The organism is Pantoea sp. C1E2 (assembly GCF_056491465.1).
This window is the reverse complement of the sequence record NZ_JBSZHT010000002.1, coordinates 202,700-222,053: the sequence shown is the minus strand read 5'-3', so window position 1 is coordinate 222,053 and position 19,354 is coordinate 202,700. Positions and strand designations below refer to the sequence as shown.

16 protein-coding genes are annotated in these 19,354 nt (G+C 54.4%); 7 read left to right on the top strand and 9 right to left on the bottom strand.

Features of this window, described 5'->3' with window-relative positions:
- Positions 1 to 327: 327 nt before the first annotated feature.
- From rsmG to ravA, 7 genes are all read right to left on the bottom strand, one after another.
- Positions 328 to 945 (bottom strand): 16S rRNA (guanine(527)-N(7))-methyltransferase RsmG, encoded by a 618-nt coding sequence (gene rsmG / locus ACXI0A_RS01290; RefSeq protein WP_476150655.1) that lies wholly within the window; start codon positions 943 to 945, stop codon positions 328 to 330.
- Positions 946 to 992: 47 nt separating this feature from the next.
- A complete protein-coding gene (gene mnmG / locus ACXI0A_RS01285) occupies positions 993 to 2,882 on the bottom strand; it encodes a tRNA uridine-5-carboxymethylaminomethyl(34) synthesis enzyme MnmG (protein WP_476150656.1) in 1,890 nt (629 codons plus the stop codon).
- 441 nt (positions 2,883 to 3,323) lie between these two features.
- Positions 3,324 to 3,764 carry an FMN-binding protein MioC gene (mioC, locus tag ACXI0A_RS01280; protein WP_224933632.1) on the bottom strand — a complete coding sequence of 147 codons (441 nt, stop codon included), beginning with the start codon at positions 3,762 to 3,764 and terminating at the stop codon, positions 3,324 to 3,326.
- Positions 3,765 to 3,918: 154 nt separating this feature from the next.
- On the bottom strand, positions 3,919 to 4,380 hold the full coding sequence (asnC, locus tag ACXI0A_RS01275; protein ID WP_034830053.1) for a transcriptional regulator AsnC: 462 nt from the start codon (positions 4,378 to 4,380) through the stop codon (positions 3,919 to 3,921).
- A gap of 108 nt (positions 4,381 to 4,488) precedes the next feature.
- On the bottom strand, positions 4,489 to 6,615 hold the full coding sequence (ovoA, locus tag ACXI0A_RS01270) for a 5-histidylcysteine sulfoxide synthase (protein WP_476150657.1): 2,127 nt from the start codon (positions 6,613 to 6,615) through the stop codon (positions 4,489 to 4,491).
- A 66-nt stretch (positions 6,616 to 6,681) separates the two neighbouring features.
- Positions 6,682 to 8,142 carry an ATPase RavA stimulator ViaA gene (gene viaA, locus ACXI0A_RS01265; RefSeq protein WP_476150658.1) on the bottom strand — a complete coding sequence of 487 codons (1,461 nt, stop codon included), beginning with the start codon at positions 8,140 to 8,142 and terminating at the stop codon, positions 6,682 to 6,684.
- The gene (ravA, locus tag ACXI0A_RS01260) at positions 8,139 to 9,635 is read right to left on the bottom strand and encodes an ATPase RavA (RefSeq protein ID WP_476150659.1); all 1,497 of its coding nucleotides are present in this window, start codon (positions 9,633 to 9,635) and stop codon (positions 8,139 to 8,141) included. The genes viaA and ravA overlap by 4 nt, the downstream gene beginning before the upstream one ends.
- A gap of 299 nt (positions 9,636 to 9,934) precedes the next feature.
- Between ravA and kup the strand changes: the two genes are divergently transcribed.
- Positions 9,935 to 11,803: a low affinity potassium transporter Kup gene (kup, locus tag ACXI0A_RS01255; RefSeq protein ID WP_224933628.1), complete on the top strand. Its 1,869-nt coding sequence runs from the start codon at positions 9,935 to 9,937 to the stop codon at positions 11,801 to 11,803.
- A gap of 12 nt (positions 11,804 to 11,815) precedes the next feature.
- On the opposite strand, the gene qseC is transcribed toward kup, so the two are convergent.
- On the bottom strand, positions 11,816 to 13,147 hold the full coding sequence (gene qseC / locus ACXI0A_RS01250) for a quorum sensing histidine kinase QseC (protein WP_476150660.1): 1,332 nt from the start codon (positions 13,145 to 13,147) through the stop codon (positions 11,816 to 11,818).
- Positions 13,144 to 13,806: a quorum sensing response regulator transcription factor QseB gene (gene qseB, locus ACXI0A_RS01245; RefSeq protein ID WP_476150661.1), complete on the bottom strand. Its 663-nt coding sequence runs from the start codon at positions 13,804 to 13,806 to the stop codon at positions 13,144 to 13,146. Before qseB ends, qseC begins: the two co-directional genes overlap by 4 nt.
- A gap of 170 nt (positions 13,807 to 13,976) precedes the next feature.
- On the opposite strand from qseB, the gene ACXI0A_RS01240 reads away from it, so the two are divergent.
- The 6 genes from ACXI0A_RS01240 (at position 13,977) to rbsK (ending at position 19,343) form a co-directional block, all read left to right on the top strand.
- The gene (locus tag ACXI0A_RS01240; RefSeq protein ID WP_224933625.1) at positions 13,977 to 14,372 is read left to right on the top strand and encodes a YgiW/YdeI family stress tolerance OB fold protein; all 396 of its coding nucleotides are present in this window, start codon (positions 13,977 to 13,979) and stop codon (positions 14,370 to 14,372) included.
- A gap of 170 nt (positions 14,373 to 14,542) precedes the next feature.
- Positions 14,543 to 14,962, top strand: a complete 420-nt coding sequence (rbsD, locus tag ACXI0A_RS01235) for a D-ribose pyranase (RefSeq protein WP_224933624.1) — start codon at positions 14,543 to 14,545, stop codon at positions 14,960 to 14,962.
- A gap of 7 nt (positions 14,963 to 14,969) precedes the next feature.
- On the top strand, positions 14,970 to 16,478 hold the full coding sequence (gene rbsA / locus ACXI0A_RS01230; RefSeq protein WP_476150662.1) for a ribose ABC transporter ATP-binding protein RbsA: 1,509 nt from the start codon (positions 14,970 to 14,972) through the stop codon (positions 16,476 to 16,478).
- Positions 16,475 to 17,446, top strand: a complete 972-nt coding sequence (gene rbsC, locus ACXI0A_RS01225) for a ribose ABC transporter permease (RefSeq protein WP_476150663.1) — start codon at positions 16,475 to 16,477, stop codon at positions 17,444 to 17,446. Before rbsA ends, rbsC begins: the two co-directional genes overlap by 4 nt.
- 27 nt (positions 17,447 to 17,473) lie before the next feature.
- On the top strand, positions 17,474 to 18,349 hold the full coding sequence (gene rbsB / locus ACXI0A_RS01220) for a ribose ABC transporter substrate-binding protein RbsB (protein WP_084932739.1): 876 nt from the start codon (positions 17,474 to 17,476) through the stop codon (positions 18,347 to 18,349).
- 64 nt (positions 18,350 to 18,413) lie between these two features.
- Positions 18,414 to 19,343 carry a ribokinase gene (rbsK, locus tag ACXI0A_RS01215; RefSeq protein WP_476150664.1) on the top strand — a complete coding sequence of 310 codons (930 nt, stop codon included), beginning with the start codon at positions 18,414 to 18,416 and terminating at the stop codon, positions 19,341 to 19,343.
- Positions 19,344 to 19,354 lie beyond the last annotated feature (11 nt).

Genomic DNA, 19,354 nt, shown 5'->3' with positions numbered 1-19,354 from the left:
AAAAACACTCTATTGACATCATACGCCGCAATAAAAACGTAAAACTGATATTACGCACGCCGATTTATTGCAGAGTTATATTTTCCGGCGTGACTATTTGCGCAAGTAAATACAGCCAATAAAGTGATCTAAGTGATAATGAAATGTGAAATGTTCGTTAAATGTAACAGAGCTTTTCGGATAATTTCCGTGGCGGTTGTTAACCGACTCACCCTGCCCTACCGAATTAAAGCTTTTGACTAAAAGTGTTCAACTGCTGCTTTTTTATTCAGCAAAATTTCACTGACTAAAGGTGCGGCGGGGGTTAAATCCGCACCTTTAATGTGGCTACTGGCGGGACAACACCACTAAATGACGCTCGCCATCCAGTTCTGGCACATGCAGTGATTCAATCTTCTCTACTACAAAGCCCGCTGGCAAGGCTGTAATTTCATCATCCGGACGCACACCTTTCAGCGCGTAGAAGCGACCTGTTGTGCCAGGCAAGTGGTGACACCAGTTCAGCATGTCTTCCAGTGAAGCAAAAGCGCGGCTGATTACGCCATCAAACGGTGGCTCTGCAGGGAAATCTTCCACACGGCTCTGCACCGGAGTGATGTTAGTGAGTCCTAACTCATGCTGTACCTGACGCAGGAAACGGATGCGTTTACCCAGGCTATCCAGCAGCGTGAAATGCGATTCTGGACGCACAATCGCCAGTGGAATTCCCGGTAATCCAGGCCCAGTCCCTACATCAATAAAGCGCTCGCCCTGTAAATGCGGTTCTACCACGACGCTATCCAGAATATGGCGCACCAGCATCTGTTGGGGATCGCGTACCGAAGTCAGGTTATAAGCCTTGTTCCACTTGTGCAGCAATTCAACATAGCCAACCAGCTGCTGTTTTTGTTGATCGGTAAGGGAAATATTTGCCGCGTCGAGCAGCCGGGAGAGTTTGTTAATCACAAGGAAAATTCCATTAACGGGGGCGAGTGACCTCGCCCCAGGGTCGATCAGGCACTTTTACGCAGCAGGCCCTGTTTTTTCAGGTAAATCAGCAGAATGGAGATCGCTGCTGGGGTAATACCTGAAATACGCGAGGCCTGCCCGATGGAGGTAGGTTTATGATCGTTAAGTTTGGCGATCACTTCATTCGACAAGCCATTAACCTGACGATAGTCGAGATCGGTGGGCAGCAAGGTGTTTTCATTGCGCTGCTGGCGATCAATCTCTTCCTGCTGGCGTGCAATATAACCTTCATACTTCACCTGAATCTCAACCTGCTCTGCAGATTGCTCATCAGCTAATGCCGGGCCATAACTCGGCAACGTCATCAGTAGTTCGTAGGTCATTTCCGGGCGGCGCAGCAGATCTTCAGCGCTGGCTTCTTTGGTGAGCGGCGCACTGATCACGCTATTCACTTCATCCACGTTGTCTGATTTCGGGTGTACCCACAGTTCACGCAGACGCTGACGCTCTTGTTCAATCGCTTCCAGCTTCTGGTTATAACGCGCCCAACGGGCGTCATCGACCAGACCCAGTTCGCGGCCTTTTTCTGTCAAACGCAGATCGGCGTTATCTTCACGCAGCATCAAACGGTATTCTGCGCGTGAGGTGAACATGCGGTACGGTTCTTTGGTGCCGAGCGTACAGAGATCGTCAACCAGCACACCGAGATAGGCTTGATCGCGACGTGGCGCCCAACCTTCTTTGTCCGCCGAAGCGCGTGCGGCGTTCAAACCGGCCAACAGACCTTGCGCCGCGGCTTCTTCATAACCGGTGGTGCCGTTGATCTGGCCTGCAAAGAACAGGCCGTGGATAAATTTGCTTTCCAGCGTTGGCTTCAGATCGCGTGGATCGAAGAAATCGTACTCGATGGCATAGCCAGGACGGATAATCTTCGCGTTCTCCAGCCCTTTCATCGAGCGGACGATCTGCATCTGCACGTCAAACGGCAGGCTGGTAGAGATACCGTTCGGATAAATTTCATTGCTGGTCAGCCCTTCCGGTTCAAGGAAGATCTGATGAGCATTACGATCGGCAAAGCGCATCACTTTGTCTTCGATCGATGGGCAGTAACGAGGTCCGATCCCTTCGATGATCCCAGCATACATTGGGCTACGATCGAGGTTATTGCGGATCACATCATGCGTTTGTTCGTTGGTATGGGTGATCCAGCACGGCACTTGTTGCGGGTGCTGTGAAACATTGCCCATAAACGAGAACACCGGCATTGGCGTATCGCCATGCTGCGGTGACAACACCGAAAAATCGATGGTGCGTGCGTCAATACGCGGTGGCGTCCCGGTTTTTAGGCGATTCACGCGCAGCGGCAAAGCACGCAGACGTTTAGCCAATGGAATGGATGGCGGATCGCCTGCACGACCACCGCTATAGTTATCCAGACCAATATGGATTTTGCCGTCGAGGAATGTCCCGACCGTCAGCACCACGGTTTTGGCACGGAACTTCAGCCCCATCTGGGTCACAGCACCGACCACGCGATCGTTTTCCACAATCAGATCGTCAACCGCCTGCTGGAAGATCATCAGGTTCGGCTGGTTCTCCAACGAGGTGCGTACCGCCTGGCGATACAGTACACGGTCTGCCTGAGCACGGGTTGCTCGCACGGCAGGGCCTTTGCTTGCGTTTAGTATCCTAAACTGAATGCCGGCCTGGTCAATTGCGGTAGCCATCAGGCCGCCTAAGGCATCCACTTCCTTCACCAGATGTCCCTTGCCGATACCACCGATCGCCGGGTTGCAGGACATTTGTCCAAGCGTATCAATGTTATGGGTGAGTAACAGCGTTTGCTGACCCATTCGAGCAGCGGCCATCGCGGCTTCTGTGCCCGCATGACCACCACCAATTACGATGACGTCAAAAGGATCTGGATAAAACATGAAGTGGGTCCTCGTTAGTGTTCGGACAGGGATCGTTGCCCTGGGCGGTGGATTCTACTGAAATTCTGTGAGCGGCGATAGTCGCGGGATCCGATGGTTTAAAAGAAAGGATCTTTATTCTTTTATATGATCTTCCTATTAGATCTCTTATTAGGATCGCGATGATCTGTTAATAACCCTGAAAAGCCGTGTGATTACAGAAGATTAATGAGGATCATTAGCTGTTAGTGATCGGTGATCCTGATCCGTATAAGCTGGGATCAAAATGGCTACTTATGCACAGGTGAAAAAAGCATCACGGGTTGTTATTGGGATAACTACCGGTTATACGCACGTTTGAGGCTATGTTATCCACAGATAGCCGCGTAAAAAAAACAATAAAACAGCGTAATAAACTGGGGATCGTTCACTTTTCCCGATCCCCAACCGGCAAAGATCGTCTTAAATCTGCGTTTTCCAGGTCTCGACCCAGACTTCTGCCGGATCTTCAGGAATCTCATGTTCGAGAACGTCGATCTCAAGCCGATCGCCAATACGTTTGGCACCTAACTGGTTAAGTTGATCTTCCAGCAGCTTAATGGCCCCGCAGAAAAGGTCGTATTCATGGTTGCCGATACCCACTGCGCCATAGCGCACACCGGAAAGGTCCGGCTGCGTCTCCTGCAATGCTTCATATAAAGGAAGCAGATTGTCTGGCAGTTCGCCGGCACCGTGCGTGGAAGTCACAATCAGCCAGATGCCTTCCTGCGGCAGCTCTTCCAGCTCTGGCCCGTGCAGCACCTCGGTTGAAAAGCCCGCTTCCTGCAGTTTTGCTTCCAGATGTTCGGCGACGTATTCGGCGCTGCCAAGGGTACTGCCACTGATTAAGGTAATATCGGCCATGATGCTCTCCCGCACTAAAGGCGAGCATTGTACGCTGTGATCAAGCCGTGATCCACCTGTGGAAAACAGGGTTAATAATAGAAAGCATCAGGCGACAAGGCGCATCACTGGTGTGATCCGCCTGGGATAAGGTTGTGCACAGGAATGGGGAGAACTACGGCTTGATCGTGCGCATGATTGGGTTTTGCAACGAGATCAGCGTTTCGGTGGATTGGATTTCATCAATGGTCTGGATCTTATTGATCAACACCTGTTGCAGCGCATCGATGGATCGACACATCACCTTAATAAAGATGCTGTAGTGGCCGGTGGTGTACCAGGCTTCCACCACTTCATCCAGCGCCTCCAACTTGCTGAGGGCTGCGGGATAATCACGCGCGCTTTTCAGAATGATGCCGATAAAGCAGCACACATCAAAGCCCAACTGACGCGGGTCGATTTCCACGCGGGTGCCCAAAATAATGCCCGCCTGGCGCATTTTCTCCACGCGCACGTGAATGGTGCCGGGGCTGACATTGAACTGTTTGGCGAGCTCAGCATACGCGGTGCGCGCGTTTTCCAGCAGCGCATTGAGAATGCCGCGATCAAGGTTATCCAGTTGCAGTTGTTCCGCCATCATCCATCCTCTTTGAGTTCTTCTTCTATGAACAGTGGAGAATGTGCAGCAAATTAGCAGTGCAGGCAAGGTGCAGACCGCGTGCGAGCCGCAGTCTGCACGCTTTTTTTATCGCTTACGCCAGATTGTGAGCTGCGCTTCAGTGTGTTGATACTTGCGCGCCGTCTCGCGGATCACGAACGGCACATCCTGCGGCGGCACCACTTCTTCAAAGGCATCACGCAATAAACGCTGCAAAGCCTGATAGGTTGTCAGTGCTTCACCGTTCTCACGCACGCCACCCAGCCAGTTCTCCTTCGGGGTGAAGTCTTCCAGCCAGGTATAAGGCGATGAGAGCACCAGCAGCCCACCAGAGCGGATCATCGGGATGACGTCCTGCAGGAAACGCTGTGGCTGACGCAGTCGATCAATCAGGTTTGATGCCAGCACCAGATCGTAGCGATCCGGCTGCGGTTTCAGGTTACAGGCATCGCCTTGTACAAACTGAATGCGTGCGGCTTGCTCGTCACTGAGGTTAATGTCCTTCAGGCGCACCTGGCGATATTCCACCAGCTCACCCTCTTCCGGCACCACATAGCGGAAGTCTTCACCAGAGGTGAGCTGCAACGCCACATCAATGAAGCGCGCCGAATAATCCATGCCAGTGACCGAAGTGAAATGGCGTGCCAGTTCAAAACTGGCGCGGCCGGTGGCGCAGCCGAGATCCAGTGCCACTCCTCGTTGCTTGCAGTGAGGCAGCAGTTTTTCCACCAGCGCCACGGCGTAATTCGGTACGTCGTAGTAGCCTGGCCCGTACTGGAAATCGAGATACTGCGACACCATGCTGTCGGTTTCATATGGGTTGAGCGCCATGGTCTCTTCATGCGAGGAGACCACATAGCGGAAACCGGCATGCTGGAAGAAATGGCGGCGGAAAGCATAGCGAGCCGATTTCAACGCCTCGTTGCCGGTAGAAATCCAGCTGCCACCTTTAATCAGCGCGTGTTTTCCATCAAAGGTCGGCGTTGAGAAATCGTCATACAGCGGATGAACTTTGAAACCTTCGAAACCGTTGGTTGGCGTGGTGGTCCACTGCCAGACATTGCCGACGATGTCGAAAAACTCGCCCTGCGCAAAGCGATCCACCGGGCTGGATGAAGCCCAGTAAGCCAGATTGATATTGCCGGGCGCATCGATCCAGTCAGGCTGATCGCCGCTGACTTGCTCACGCAGCTGCACCCATTCGGCTTCACAAGGTAGCTGTATCGATTTGCCGGTTTCTTCGGCCATCCAGCGGCAGAATGCGGCAGCTTCAAGCTGATTCACTTCCGCTGGCCAGTCCCACGGCATCGCCACTTCTTCAGCCATTAAACGCAGTTTAAGCTGATCGGGCTGCGATATGTCGCCCACCCAGAAGGTGGGCATCTGCGCGCCAGAGAATTCACGCCAGCCCCAGCCTTCCTCATCCCACCAGCGCTGATCCAGATAGCCGTTAGCGGCGATAAAGCGATAAAACTCGGCGTTGCTGACCAGCATTTTACTGGCCTTAAAGGGTTTGAGCTCCGTTACCTGACTGCCGTATTCGTTATCCCAGCCGTAAGTATCATCCGTTTTGCCTTGCTGGACGCGGCCGCCAGGCATCGCTATCAGCGAGTTCTCCGGAACCGATGCGCGATCGTGGCGTGCCTGCGGACAAACCGGCCAATGCGCCTGCGGATTTACCCATTCGATCGGTAGCTGACGGATCAGCACGCTGGAGGTTTCCAGATGGATACGCTCGTGTTCAATGCCCATCAGCACCACCCAGGCCGGGCTTTCCCACGTAATCGGCAGTTCGAGCGGCATGGTGCGGATAAATTCGCTCACCAGGTTTTTAACTTTGCCGCGATAGTCACGCACCTCTTCCACCGTTGGCCAGGCGTAATGGCTGTCATTGAGATCGTCCCAGCTCATCTCATCCACACCGATCGCCATCATCGCTTCAATGCGATCGTCCACACGGTCATCCAGATAGCGGCCTGCCATCAGCTTATTCATATAGAAAGTGGCGGTGTGGCCAAAGTAGAAGATCAGCGGATGACGCAACGAGATCGCTTTGTTGAAATAGGCGCGTTCATCGGCAAGGCAATCAAACAGGCTTTCGTACAGATCCCAGGTTTGGGTGAAATACGCCAGCAGCTCGCTCCGTTTTTGTTCGGCGTTTTGGCCGGAGAGCTGCAAAGTGCGGGTCGGTGCAGGAAGTTGGGCGGTAGTCACAAGATGCTCCAGATGCTCAGTGTGCGAACTAATCACTATAGCAAATAAGCATTTCTGTCAGATGAATTAGCGTTTCCAGCGGCGCAGCAGGCGGCTTTTCAGTCCGGTGTCGAAGCGCCAGATGTGATCGAAGATGCGCAGAATGCCCGGTTTACCATGGAGCGACATCGCCACCGCATGAAAACGTTGTTGATGCTGGCGCTGGCGTTGCTTGATAGCGTTGATGGTGTCATCCGGTAAACGCTGGGCGATAAAATCCGACACGATCACCGCATCGGCCTCATCCCAGATGCTGCCTTCCATGCGTTTTACGACTGCAGCAAGGCAAGCCGCCAGATCGGTGCCGCCGCGAAAGCGCTGGCTGAGGAAGCGGATGGCCTGTTCGATGCCGCTGTCGGCAGTGAGTTCATAACCGATCACTTCATGGGCGAACAGCATGATGTAGCAGCGACGTTTATCGGCCAGCGCGACTTTCAGCAGAGCCAGGCAGAAGGCCTTGGCGCAGCGCTCATTGAATCCGCCCATTGAGCCCGAAGTATCCACGCAGACGATAAAGGGGCCGCGCGGCTGCGCTTCATGTTGCTGATGGCTGACCGGGCGCAGCGTGACTTTCTCGTGCCAGGCATCGCCCTGCAACTGGTAAGTCAGCAGGCGTTTTTCCACCAGGCGGCGATAAAATTCCAGCTCCAGTTCGCTGATACTCAAGGCAGCCAGTTCGGGCGGCAGCAAGCGCAACACATCGTCGCTCTGATGAATGCCGCTGACCTCTTCCGGCACATGATCGGGCTCGCGCACCATTTGGTGAAATTCTTCCAGCGGCGCATCCTGTGACGGGACCGATTTGGCTTCGCGACTGCGGCCCAACTGCTGCGCCAGTTTCATTAATTCCGGCTGCTGCGCGAGAAAATCGCCATATTGCACGATCAATTCATAATCGCCGTGCTGTAACGGGGCTTTGCTCATATCCCACAGGCGACCCGCGGCGGCTTCATCATCATCGGTAAGAATCGGTGCCAGCTGGCCGCTGATCGCCATACGCTGTTGCAGTTCGGACATCAGGCGTTCGCGCTGCTCTTCCAGGATAGTTTCGTTCAGCGTCAGGGTCTGCAGCGTCAGGCTAAGTCGCCAGCGTTGCAAAAACAGCGTGTGCTGCGCATTGCTGAGCTGCTCATTTTCGTTGTGCAGCAGCAGCTTGCTGGCCTCTTCGATAAACGGCGAGGGCAGGCTTTTTAGCTGCGACATGATGTGGGGAAGCTGGTGGGTGAAATCCTGGGTGCTAAGTAACTGCATCTGCTGAAACAGTTGAAACTCCTGCGCCAGTGCTTCCGGCACCGGCGTGGTTTTCATCTGTTCAGCAATCTCGGTACGCCAGCGTGGTAAATCGCGCATTAAGGCTTGTTTCATGCGCGGAAATTTTTCAAAGAACAGTGCCAGCTGTGGCGACGCGAGCAGGGCCAGAATCAACTCTTCGATTAACTCAGTCTCGCCAATCGATAGCAGCGTGCTCAGCGTCTCCAGTGAGATCATTTACGCGCCTGTTTCAGCTGTTCCGCCACATCCTGCAGGCTGGTTTCAATGCGTGCCAGCCAGTCATCGCTAATAAACAGGCAGCGCTGGTGCTGGCTGAACAGCGTGCGCTGGGCGCGCAATTGCGTATCCAGCGCATCGTACTCATCCAGAATCTCCTGCGGCATGTCGCTGCTGCTGCTGGCTCCGGGAAGCGTTAAGCGCGTGGATTGCAAACTCACATCGCGCAGTGTCAGGCAGTGATGCGCATCCACCAGCAGATCAAGTGTCTGACCAAAGCCGATGCCGTTTAGCTTTCCGCGGATTTCACCGCCTTTCAGCAACCACTGATCAAGCGCCTCATGACCAATGAGCACATGCGTGACCTGCATATCGTGCAGCGTCAGCGGCTGTTGCAGCATCAGAGTCAGTTGTTCGTCGGTGATGGCAGCGGGCAGTTCGTAATGCGGTTTGCGGCTGAACATGCCGCTGTGTTTTTCCAGGGTCAGTGCTTGCGCCACGCTCTGCTGCTGTTGCAGTGCCAGGCGACGGCCTTTGATCTGCTGCAGCTTGTGCAGCAAAGGCTGCTGCTGCCAGGCGTGTTGCGTCATCAGCACATCGATTTCACGATCTAATAGCTTCATTGAGGTGACGTCGTGCCACAGGCAATCTTTCAACAAGATGATATCAATAGGCGCAATCGTCACGCGGCCACTGTAAAACGCACTGGCTTGCAGCAGGTGAAGGGCTTTTTTCCAGCGGCGGTCGGAAATGTACGGCGCATCAGGCAGCGTTTCCAGCTGCTGGCGCAGCTGATAAATCAGTTCAAACACATGATCGGGCAAGCTGACCTGACTGATGCCTTTCTGCCACTGATGATACTCTTCATCGCTAATGCGCAGCGCTTCTGTCACCGGATTATCGTTTTCGTCCTGCTGGTGGGTGAGCATGCTGCGGAAGTTTTGTTTCTCGTGCACGTTGTCCAGCCACAGCCGGATCAACATGCGGTCATACAGCGCTTCCAGCCCGCTGTCCGCTTCCGGCAATTCGTTGGACGCGGTGACCAGCAGGCGCATCGGGATCTTTTCTTCACTGTCGCCGTTACGGAAGCGGCGTTCGTTGATGGCGGTCAGCAGAGTGTTCAGAATCGCCGGGCCGGCTTTCCAGATTTCATCGAGAAAGACGATTTCCGCATCCGGCAGATAGCCTTTGGTTAATCGCTGATAGCGACCTTCATCTTTCAATGCCTGGATAGACAAGGGACCAAAGACTTCTTCAGGCGTGGAAAAGCGGGTCATCAGGTATTCAAAGGCGCGGGCGTTTTGGAAGGCGTATTTCAGGCGGCGGGCAATCAGACTCTTAGCAATACCCGGCGGCCCCAGCAAAAATACGCTCTCGCCACTCAATGCCGCCAGTAAGCACAGGCGGATCGCATGATGCCGCTCATACAGCCCTTTCTCCAGGGCGTTGCTCAGGCGAGAAATTCTTTCTGCCAAAAGATGGGGTTGAGCCATAATCACATCATTGTCCTTCTGATCCTGGAGCCGTCATATTCTGGCGAGCGCAATACTCTACTGGTTATCATGCTTGATTGCGTTGATAGCCGTCAGCTTTTTTGTTTCAGAAGGTTGAGGCGAGAGAACTCGCTGCTTCAGGCGGTTTTTAGCACCTAATTTCGGCGAAAAACCGCCTCGCTGACGTCATGATGACATGTTGTAAGAGTAGGTTTTTTTGGGAATATGTGCATACTGTGCGCTTTTTGATGGCTTGAGCGGTAGGCAAGTGCCTCATCGGCTCCAACAAAAGACAACTTATGAGCTCGGATAAGAAGCAGTCCCTTGGCGCAGTGACACTCGCCGCGATTGGCGTGGTGTATGGCGATATCGGTACCAGCCCGCTCTATACTTTGCGTGAATGTCTCTCTGGTCAGTTCGGCTTTGGCGTGGAACGCGAAGCGGTATTTGGCTTTCTCTCGCTGATCTTCTGGCTGCTGATTTTAGTGGTATCACTGAAATACATCAGTTACGTGATGCGGGCCGATAACGCCGGTGAAGGCGGGATCCTGACATTGATGTCACTGGCCGGGCGCCATACCGGTGCCAGAGCCACGGCTGTGCTGGTTATCATGGGTCTGATTGGCGGCAGCTTCTTCTATGGTGAAGTGGTGATCACGCCCGCGGTTTCGGTGTTATCCGCGATTGAAGGCCTGGAGATCGCCGCGCCTAATCTGGATACTTATATCGTTCCGCTGGCGATTGCGGTGCTGACGCTGCTGTTTGTGATTCAAAAGCACGGTACTGGCATTGTCGGAAAGCTGTTCGCGCCGGTGATGTTGGTGTGGTTTATCATTCTGGCAGTGCTGGGTGCGCGCAGTATCATTGGCAATCCTGATGTGCTGCATGCCATGAACCCGTATTGGGCGATGCACTTCTTTATCCAGTACAAAACGGTGTCGTTTTTCGCCCTCGGCGCGGTGGTATTAGCGATTACCGGTGTGGAAGCGCTGTATGCGGATATGGGCCACTTCGGCAAATTCCCGATTCGTCTTGCCTGGTTTATCGTGGTGCTGCCCTCGCTGGTGCTGAACTACTTTGGTCAGGGCGCGCTGCTGCTCAAACATCCCGAAGCGATCAAAAACCCCTTCTTCCTGCTGGCGCCGGACTGGATGCTGATTCCAATGCTGATTCTGGCGACGCTGGCCACGGTTATCGCTTCTCAGGCGGTGATTTCAGGCGTGTTCTCGTTAACGCGTCAGGCGGTGCGTTTAGGCTATCTGCCACCGATGCGTATTGTGCACACCTCGGAAGAAGAGTCGGGTCAGATTTATATTCCGGTGATCAACTGGCTGCTCTACTTCTCCGTGGTAATCGTGATTGTCGGCTTTGAACACTCCAGCAACCTGGCAGCGGCTTACGGCATCGCGGTGACCGGCACCATGGTGCTGACCGCGATTCTCTGCTCCACGGTGGCGATTCAGAACTGGCACTGGAATCGTTATCTGGTGATTGTGATCTTGATCGGCATGCTGTGTATCGACGTGTCGCTGTTCTCGGCTAACCTGGTCAAAGTTTTCTCCGGCGGCTGGTTGCCACTGACGCTGGCGCTGATGATGTTTATCGTCATGACCACCTGGAAAAGCGAGCGCTTCCGCCTGCTGCGTCGTATGCATGAGCACGGCAATTCGCTTGAAGCGATGATCGCCTCGCTGGAGAAATCCCCGCCGGTGCGCGTGCCGGGCACGGCGGTGTATATGTCGCGTGCCCTGAACGTGATTCCGTTCGCTATGCTGCATAACCTTAAGCACAACAAAGTGCTGCATGAGCGTGTGGTGCTGCTAACGCTGCGTACGGAAGATGCGCCTTACGTGCACAATGTGCGTCGCGTCACCATCGAACAACTGTCGCCAACATTCTGGCGCGTGGTGGCGAGTTACGGCTGGCGTGAAACCCCGAACGTGGAAGAGATTTTCCACCGCTGCGGACTGGAAGGCCTCAACTGTCGCATGATGGAAACCTCGTTCTTCATGTCGCATGAGTCGTTGATTATCGGCGATCGTCCATGGTATCTGCGTCTACGCGGCAAACTGTTCCTCGCACTGCAACGCAATGCGCTACGCGCGCCGGATCAGTTTGAAATCCCGCCTAACCGCGTGATCGAGCTGGGTACTCAGGTCGAGATCTAGGGATCGAGCGCGTCACCAGCTTAAGGTGACGCGCAAACCTTGTGGCTGAGCATGGCTGAATGCGATGCGAATGCCGTGTAGCTGTGCAATGTTCTTCACAATCGATAATCCCAATCCACTGCCCGTTTGCGTCTGCCCCGGTGGTCGCCAGAAACGTTCCCCTAAACGAGCAAGCTGTTCATTGCTGACGCCCGCGCCGTTATCCTCAAGAACAATATTCCGCGTATTTAACGTGAACTGAATCTGGCTGCCCGGTGGCGCATAGCGCAGCGCATTATCCAGTAGATTGCGCATCAACAAACTCAGCAGCAGAGGATGACCGTTCATCACCGGTTCGGCCTGCGCATGCAGTTGCAGATCCATTTGCTGTGCCTCTGCCTGCGGGAAATGTTCCACCAGCAGATTTTGCAGCAGCGGTGCCAGTGGCACTGGCTGGAATTCGCTGCGTAGATCGTCCGCTTCCACCCTTGAGAGCGTTAAGAGTTGATCCACCAGCCGTGTGGCGCGCTGGATGCCGCTATCAAGTTGCTGCAATGCCCGATTGCGCATCGCTTCGTCATCTTCAGCCAGCTGAATCACTTCACTCTGTACACGCAAGGCGGCTAATGGACTGCGCAATTCGTGGGCGGCATCAGAGGTAAAGCGGCGTTCGCGCTGCACCAGTTGTGCCATACGACTAAACAGCCCGTTTAATGCCGACACTAACGGTTTCACCTCCTTGGGCAAGCGCGTTTCATCGAGCGGTGTGGCGTCATCGGGTGCGCGCGACTGGAGTGATGCCGTCAGGCGTTTCAATGGGCGCAATTCGAACCACACCAATGCCAGCAGCATCAGCAGCATAAAAGGCATGGCGTAAAGCCACGGCATCAAACTCGCCAGTGCCAAATCGCGCGTCATTTCGTCGCGGTATTCCCACTCCTGACCCACCACCACACGGTACTGTTTATCCGCAGAAGTCAGCCACAGCAGCCGCCAACTGTCATCGTCACCGCGCAGGCGACCATCGCGAAAGCCATCACGCTTATCGTCAAACTGCATATCTCGCCCGTTCTCGCCATCATTAAGTAATGGCTGGCCGTCCGCACGAAAAATGGCAAAGGCCAGTGCATCATCATCCTGATCGCCACGATGATGGCGCAAAATGGATTTGGTTTTTGGTAGAGAAGCGGCGTGCAAGCTGGTGGGATCGAGCGATAACAGGCGTTTGGCGAACAGCATTTGCTGAGTATCGAACAGCTCATTAACAGTATCACGGGTTTGTTGCCAGGCGCTGTAGCTGGCCACCCCGCCGCATAGGGAAATCAGCAGCACGAAGCCGATGGCGAGTCGCAGAAACAGGCTCATTCAGCCGCACCCAGGGTGTAACCCACGCCATGCACGGTGCGAATAAACGTCGTGCCGAGCTTTTTGCGCAGATGATGAATATGGACTTCCACCGCATTGCTGGTGACATCGTCATCCCAGTTATAGAGTTTTTCCTCCAACTGGCTGCGGGTTAACACTCGGCCGGGATTACGCAGAAACAGTTCCAGCAGCGCCAGCTCACGACTCTTTAAACTGATGGCTTCACCGTCAATCCAGACGTTGTGGCTGCCGGGCGACATCACCACTTTGCCGTGTTTTAGCTCGGGCTGCAGTTGTCCATGACGACGGCGAATAAGTGCCTGCAAGCGTGCCGCCACTTCGCTAAGGGCAAAAGGTTTACAGAGATAGTCATCAGCGCCCAGCTGTAACCCTTGCACACGTTGATCGAGCGCATCCCATGCGGTGAGGATCAACACCGGCACATCCGCGCCCTGCTCACGCCATTGGCGCAGGATCTCCAGTCCATCGCGCTCGGGCAATGAAAGATCCAGTACCACGGCATCCCATGGCGCAGCTGACAGAGCATGGAATCCCGCTTCACCTGACATGAACCAGTCAACGCTGAAGCCGAGTTTCGTCAGCCCCACTTTCAGGCCATCGCCAATTAGCGAGTCGTCCTCAATCAACAAAATGCGCATGCGATTCTCCTTATGTGCAGCGCTCGTTATACGAAGCCAACATTCGCTTGTACAGCGTCAATCGCCGCATTTTGGCTATTTTTTATGTTTTTTTACCCCTTAAGATCCTGTTAAGAACCCTGTGCTGTAATAGCTCCGTATCCCACACATTCATGGAACAGAGGTGAAGAATGAAAAAGAGTGCAGCGCTAATCGCAATTGTGATGTTGGCATCGACGCCAGTTCTGGCCGCGCAACAAGGTGGTTTTGTTGACCCGAGTGCGCCAAAGCCCCAGGTTCACGCAGGTGGCTTCCAGGCTGATAACACCAGCGTCGTCACCGTGAAACAGGCCGAAGAGATGAAAGACGATAGCTGGATCACCGTGCGCGGCTATCTTGATAAGCAAATTGGTGATGAGGACTATCTGTTCCGCGACAGCAGCGGCAACATGAAAGTGGAAATCGACCATAAGCGCTGGCATGGACAGACCATCACGCCGAAGGATCAGGTTGAACTGACCGGCGAGCTGGATAAGGACTTTAATTCCATTGAGTTGGACGTTAAACAGGTTCGCAAGCTGCCATAAAGCCTTTCAGAGCCGTTCAGGCGGCTCACATTCCCCGCCAAACTCAAATTTCCCCCGGTACAAGCGAAACGTTTCGATGGCGATCACACTTCCGTGATGATGCCATTGAGTTGCCGCACACATTTAATACACTCCCGGTCAGCGAAACGTTTCGCTGTGGAGTGGAAGAAATGAAAAAAGGTCGCTTGTTAAACGCTGAACTCTCTCATGTGATTGCCCGCCTGGGGCACACCGACACGCTGACGATTGCTGATGCAGGCTTGCCGATTCCGGCCGGTCCACAGCGTATCGATCTGGCGTTGACGCCGGGAACGCCCGAATTTTTACAGGTGGTTGATGTTGTTACTCAGGAGATGCAAGTCGAAAGCGCCCTGATGGCGGAGGAGATTAAGCAGAACAATCCGCAGCTTCACAGCGCACTGCTCGCCGTGCTCGATGCCTTGCAACGGCACCAGGGGAATGTCATCACCATTAGTTACACCAGCCATGAACAGTTCAAACAAGAAACGCAGCGTAGTCAGGCGGTCATTCGCAGCGGAGAGTGTTCTCCGTATGCGAATGTCATCCTGAGCGCTGGCGTAACCTTCTGAGGTCGTTATGCAACCGTTATTGCAACTCAAAGGGATTGAAAAGTCGTTTCCTGGCGTGAAAGCGCTGAATGGCGCATCGCTTGCCGTTTATCCAGGCCGCGTGATGGCGCTGGTGGGCGAAAACGGCGCGGGTAAATCCACCATGATGAAAGTGCTGACTGGCATTTACAGCATGGATGCCGGCTCGCTGCAGTGGCTGGGCAAGGATGTGGCTTTTTCTGGACCTAAAGCGTCGCAGGAAGCGGGCATTGGTATTATCCATCAGGAACTTAACCTGATTCCTCAATTGACCGTCGCGGAGAATATTTTCCTCGGTCGTGAATTTGTTAACCGTTTTGGCCGCATCGAATGGAATCGGATGTACGCCGAGGCGGATGCCCTATTGCATCGCCTGAACCTGCGCTTCAACAGCCATAAGCTGGTGGGCGACTTGTCGATTGGCGATCAACAGATGGTTGAGATCGCCAAAGTGCTCAGCTTTGAGTCGCAGGTCATCATTATGGATGAACCGACCGATGCACTGACCGATACCGAAACCCTGTCGCTGTTCCGCGTGATCAATGAACTGAAAGCGCAGGGCTGCGGCATTGTTTATATCTCGCACCGCATGAAAGAGATCTTCGAAATTTGCGATGACGTCACCGTATTCCGTGACGGGCAGTTTATTGCCGAACGCGCGGTGAGCGATCTCAGCGAAGAGAGCCTGATCGAGATGATGGTCGGCCGTAAGCTGGAGGATCAATATCCGCACATCGATCAAGCGCCGGGCGAGGTTCGCTTAACCGTTGAAAATCTCAGCGGACCGGGCGTGGATAACGTCAGCTTTAACCTGCGCAAAGGGGAAATCCTCGGCATTTCCGGTTTGATGGGCGCGGGACGCACGGAACTGATGAAAGTGCTGTACGGCGCACTGCCGCGTAGCAACGGCAAAGTCATGCTCAACGGCCGCGAAATTATCACCCGATCACCCCAGGACGGTCTGGCCAACGGCATCGTCTATATCTCGGAAGACCGCAAGCGCGATGGCCTGGTGCTCGGCATGTCGGTGAAAGAGAACATGTCATTGACCGCGCTGCGCTATTTCAGCCATGCCACCGGTAATCTCAAACACAGTGAAGAACAGCTGGCGGTGGGTGACTTCATCCGTTTGTTCAACGTCAAAACCCCGTCAATGGAGCAGCCGATTGGCCTGCTGTCGGGTGGCAATCAGCAAAAAGTGGCGATTGCGCGCGGATTAATGACGCGGCCGGACGTGCTGATTTTGGATGAGCCAACGCGTGGCGTGGATGTCGGTGCGAAAAAAGAGATTTATCAGTTAATTAACCAGTTTAAAGCCGAAGGGCTGAGCATCATTTTGGTGTCGTCGGAAATGCCGGAAGTGCTGGGCATGAGCGATCGCATCCTGGTGATGCATGAAGGCCATCTGAGTGGCGAATTTTCCCGTGAGCAGGCTACCCAGGAATCCCTGATGGCGGCGGCAGTCGGTAAGCAACACAGCGAGGAGTTAGTTGTATGAGCACCCAAACCTTACCCGCCAGCCGTCGCTGGTTTAGCAAAGCCTGGCTGCTGGAGCAGAAATCGCTGATTGCGCTGATCGTGCTGATTGCCGTGGTGGCGAGCCAAAGCCCGAACTTCTTTACCGTCGCCAACATGTTCAACATTCTGCAGCAGACCTCAGTCAACGCCATTATGGCCGTCGGCATGACGCTGGTGATTCTGACGTCGGGCATTGATTTGTCAGTGGGATCGCTGCTGGCGCTCACCGGTGCGGTCGCCGCCTCGATTGTCGGACTGGAAGTGAATGCGTTGGTGGCAGTAGCGGCTTCACTGGCATTAGGCGCGGTCATTGGCGGTATCACCGGCGTGATTGTGGCGCGCGGCAAAGTGCAGGCCTTTATCGCCACGCTGGTGATGATGCTGCTGCTGCGCGGCGTGACCATGGTGTACACCAACGGTAGCCCGATCAACACCGGTTTCAGTGATAACGCCGATCTGTTCGGCTGGTTCGGCATTGGCCGTCCGCTGGGTATCCCAACACCGGTCTGGCTGATGGTGGTGGTGTTTGCGCTGGCGTGGTACATGCTGCATCACACGCGTTTAGGTCGTTACATCTATGCGCTGGGCGGCAACGAAGCGGCCACGCGTCTGTCAGGCATCAACGTTAACCGCGTCAAAATCATCGTTTATTCGCTGTGCGGCACGCTGGCGGCATTGGCGGGCACCATCGAAGTGGCGCGTCTTTCTTCTGCGCAACCGACGGCGGGCACTGGTTATGAACTGGATGCCATCGCGGCGGTGGTATTAGGCGGCACCAGCCTGGCGGGTGGTAAAGGTCGCATTATGGGCACGCTGATTGGTGCATTGATCCTTGGTTTCCTGAACAACGGCCTGAATCTGATGGGTGTTTCTTCTTACTACCAAATGATTGTTAAAGCCGTTGTCATTCTGCTGGCCGTGCTGGTGGATAACAAAAGTAGTAAGTAACTCTGACCCTCACACAGGACACTATAAATGAAAAAGTTAACTGCATTGGCCGTCATCCTTGGCGCCACCCTCAGTGCTGGCGCGATGGCAAAGGACACGATTGCGCTGGTTGTATCGACGCTGAATAATCCGTTCTTTGTGTCTCTGAAAGATGGCGCACAGAAAGAAGCCGACAAACTGGGTTATAACCTGGTGGTATTGGATTCACAGAACAACCCGGCGAAAGAGCTGGCAAACGTGCAGGATCTGACCGTGCGCGGCACCAAGCTGATGCTGATCAACCCAACGGACTCTGATGCCGTGGGTAACGCTGTGAAGATGGCCAACCAGGCCAACATTCCGGTGATCACGCTGGACCGCATGGCGGCACAGGGCACCGTGGTCAGTCACGTCGCCTCTGACAACCGTTTCGGCGGCAAAATGGCCGGTGACTTCATCGCGAAGAAACTGGGCGATGGCGCAAAAATTATCGAACTGCAGGGCATTGCCGGTACTTCTGCGGCGCGCGAGCGTGGCGAAGGCTTCAAACAGGCTGCTGATGCACATAAATTTAATATCCTGGCGAGCCAGCCTGCAGATTTCGACCGTACTAAAGGTCTGAATGTGATGCAGAACCTGTTGCAGGCGCATCCGGATGTGCAGGCCGTATTCGCGCAGAATGACGAAATGGCGCTGGGTGCACTGCGTGCGCTGCAGACCGCGGGTAAAACCGATGTGCTGGTGGTCGGTTTCGACGGCACCGCTGACGGTGTGAAAGCGGTAGAAGCCGGTAAGCTGACGGCTACCGTCGCGCAGATGCCCGATAAGATTGGCGTGATTGGTGTTGATATTGCAGATAAAGTGCTGAAAGGCGAAAAAGTGCAGGCAGTAAACCCGGTTGACCTGAAGCTGGTAACCAAATAAAAAACAAAGAAAAGCATGGCAACGCGCCACCTCACCGGTGGCGCAACTTTCTGGATCAAACCCTATGAACACAAGCGCAAAACTGGCGGTACTCGGCAGCATCAATGCCGATCACATCCTGAACCTCACCCACTTTCCACGTCCGGGTGAAACGGTGATCGGAAAACAGTATCAGATTGCTTTTGGTGGAAAAGGGGCTAACCAGGCTGTGGCGGCCGGTCGTGCCGGTGCGGATATCGCGTTTATCGCCTGTGTCGGTGCAGATGACATCGGTGAACGCATCCGCCAGCAGCTGCAGCAGGACCGTATTGATACTGCTCCGGTAGAAACCGTGGCAGACGAAGCCACCGGTGTGGCGATGATCTTCGTGAATGGCGAAGGTGAAAATAATATCGGCATCTATTCCGGTGCTAACGCGGCGCTGACGCCAGCCTGTGTTGATCGCCATCAGCAGGTAATTGTCGATGCAGAGGCTTTGCTAATGCAACTGGAGTCGCCGCTGGAAAGCGTGTTGGCGGCAGCGAAGATTGCGCGTGCCAATGCCACGCAAGTGATTCTCAACCCAGCGCCCGCCACTCATCTGTCTGACGAGTTGCTGGCATTGATTGATATCATCACACCGAACGAAACCGAGGCTGAAATCCTGACTGGGATCGCGGTGAAGAATGATGAGGATGCCGCTCGTGCCGCACAGGCGTTGCATGATAAAGGCATCTCTACCGTTTTAATTACCCTGGGTCGTCGCGGTGTGTGGCTGAGCGCGCAAGGTAAAGGCGTCCGTATTCCCGGTTTCAGCGTGCAGGCCATCGACACCATCGCCGCGGGTGATACCTTTAATGGCGCCTTTATTACTGCGCGTCTGGAAGGTGTGGCGATGCATGATGCGGTGCGTTTTGCCCATGCTGCTGCCGCGATTGCGGTGACGCGTCCGGGTGCGCAACCCTCAGTGCCGTGGCGCACTGAGATCGATAACTTCCTGCAGCAACAGGGTTAAGCCTTTGCCGA

What these genes read in the sequence shown, in the direction of transcription:
- kup (WP_224933628.1), top strand. Translation starts at nt 9,935, where the DNA reads ATGAGCTCGGATAAGAAGCAGTCCCTTGGCGCAGTGACACTCGCCGCG.
- viaA (WP_476150658.1), bottom strand. Translation starts at nt 8,142, where the DNA reads ATGATCTCACTGGAGACGCTGAGCACGCTGCTATCGATTGGCGAGACT.
- ravA (WP_476150659.1), bottom strand. Translation starts at nt 9,635, where the DNA reads ATGGCTCAACCCCATCTTTTGGCAGAAAGAATTTCTCGCCTGAGCAAC.
- asnC (WP_034830053.1), bottom strand. Translation starts at nt 4,380, where the DNA reads ATGGCGGAACAACTGCAACTGGATAACCTTGATCGCGGCATTCTCAAT.
- mioC (WP_224933632.1), bottom strand. Translation starts at nt 3,764, where the DNA reads ATGGCCGATATTACCTTAATCAGTGGCAGTACCCTTGGCAGCGCCGAA.
- qseB (WP_476150661.1), bottom strand. Translation starts at nt 13,806, where the DNA reads ATGCGCATTTTGTTGATTGAGGACGACTCGCTAATTGGCGATGGCCTG.
- qseC (WP_476150660.1), bottom strand. Translation starts at nt 13,147, where the DNA reads ATGAGCCTGTTTCTGCGACTCGCCATCGGCTTCGTGCTGCTGATTTCC.
- ACXI0A_RS01240 (WP_224933625.1), top strand. Translation starts at nt 13,977, where the DNA reads ATGAAAAAGAGTGCAGCGCTAATCGCAATTGTGATGTTGGCATCGACG.
- mnmG (WP_476150656.1), bottom strand. Translation starts at nt 2,882, where the DNA reads ATGTTTTATCCAGATCCTTTTGACGTCATCGTAATTGGTGGTGGTCAT.
- rbsK (WP_476150664.1), top strand. Translation starts at nt 18,414, where the DNA reads ATGAACACAAGCGCAAAACTGGCGGTACTCGGCAGCATCAATGCCGAT.
- rbsA (WP_476150662.1), top strand. Translation starts at nt 14,970, where the DNA reads ATGCAACCGTTATTGCAACTCAAAGGGATTGAAAAGTCGTTTCCTGGC.
- rbsC (WP_476150663.1), top strand. Translation starts at nt 16,475, where the DNA reads ATGAGCACCCAAACCTTACCCGCCAGCCGTCGCTGGTTTAGCAAAGCC.
- rbsD (WP_224933624.1), top strand. Translation starts at nt 14,543, where the DNA reads ATGAAAAAAGGTCGCTTGTTAAACGCTGAACTCTCTCATGTGATTGCC.
- rbsB (WP_084932739.1), top strand. Translation starts at nt 17,474, where the DNA reads ATGAAAAAGTTAACTGCATTGGCCGTCATCCTTGGCGCCACCCTCAGT.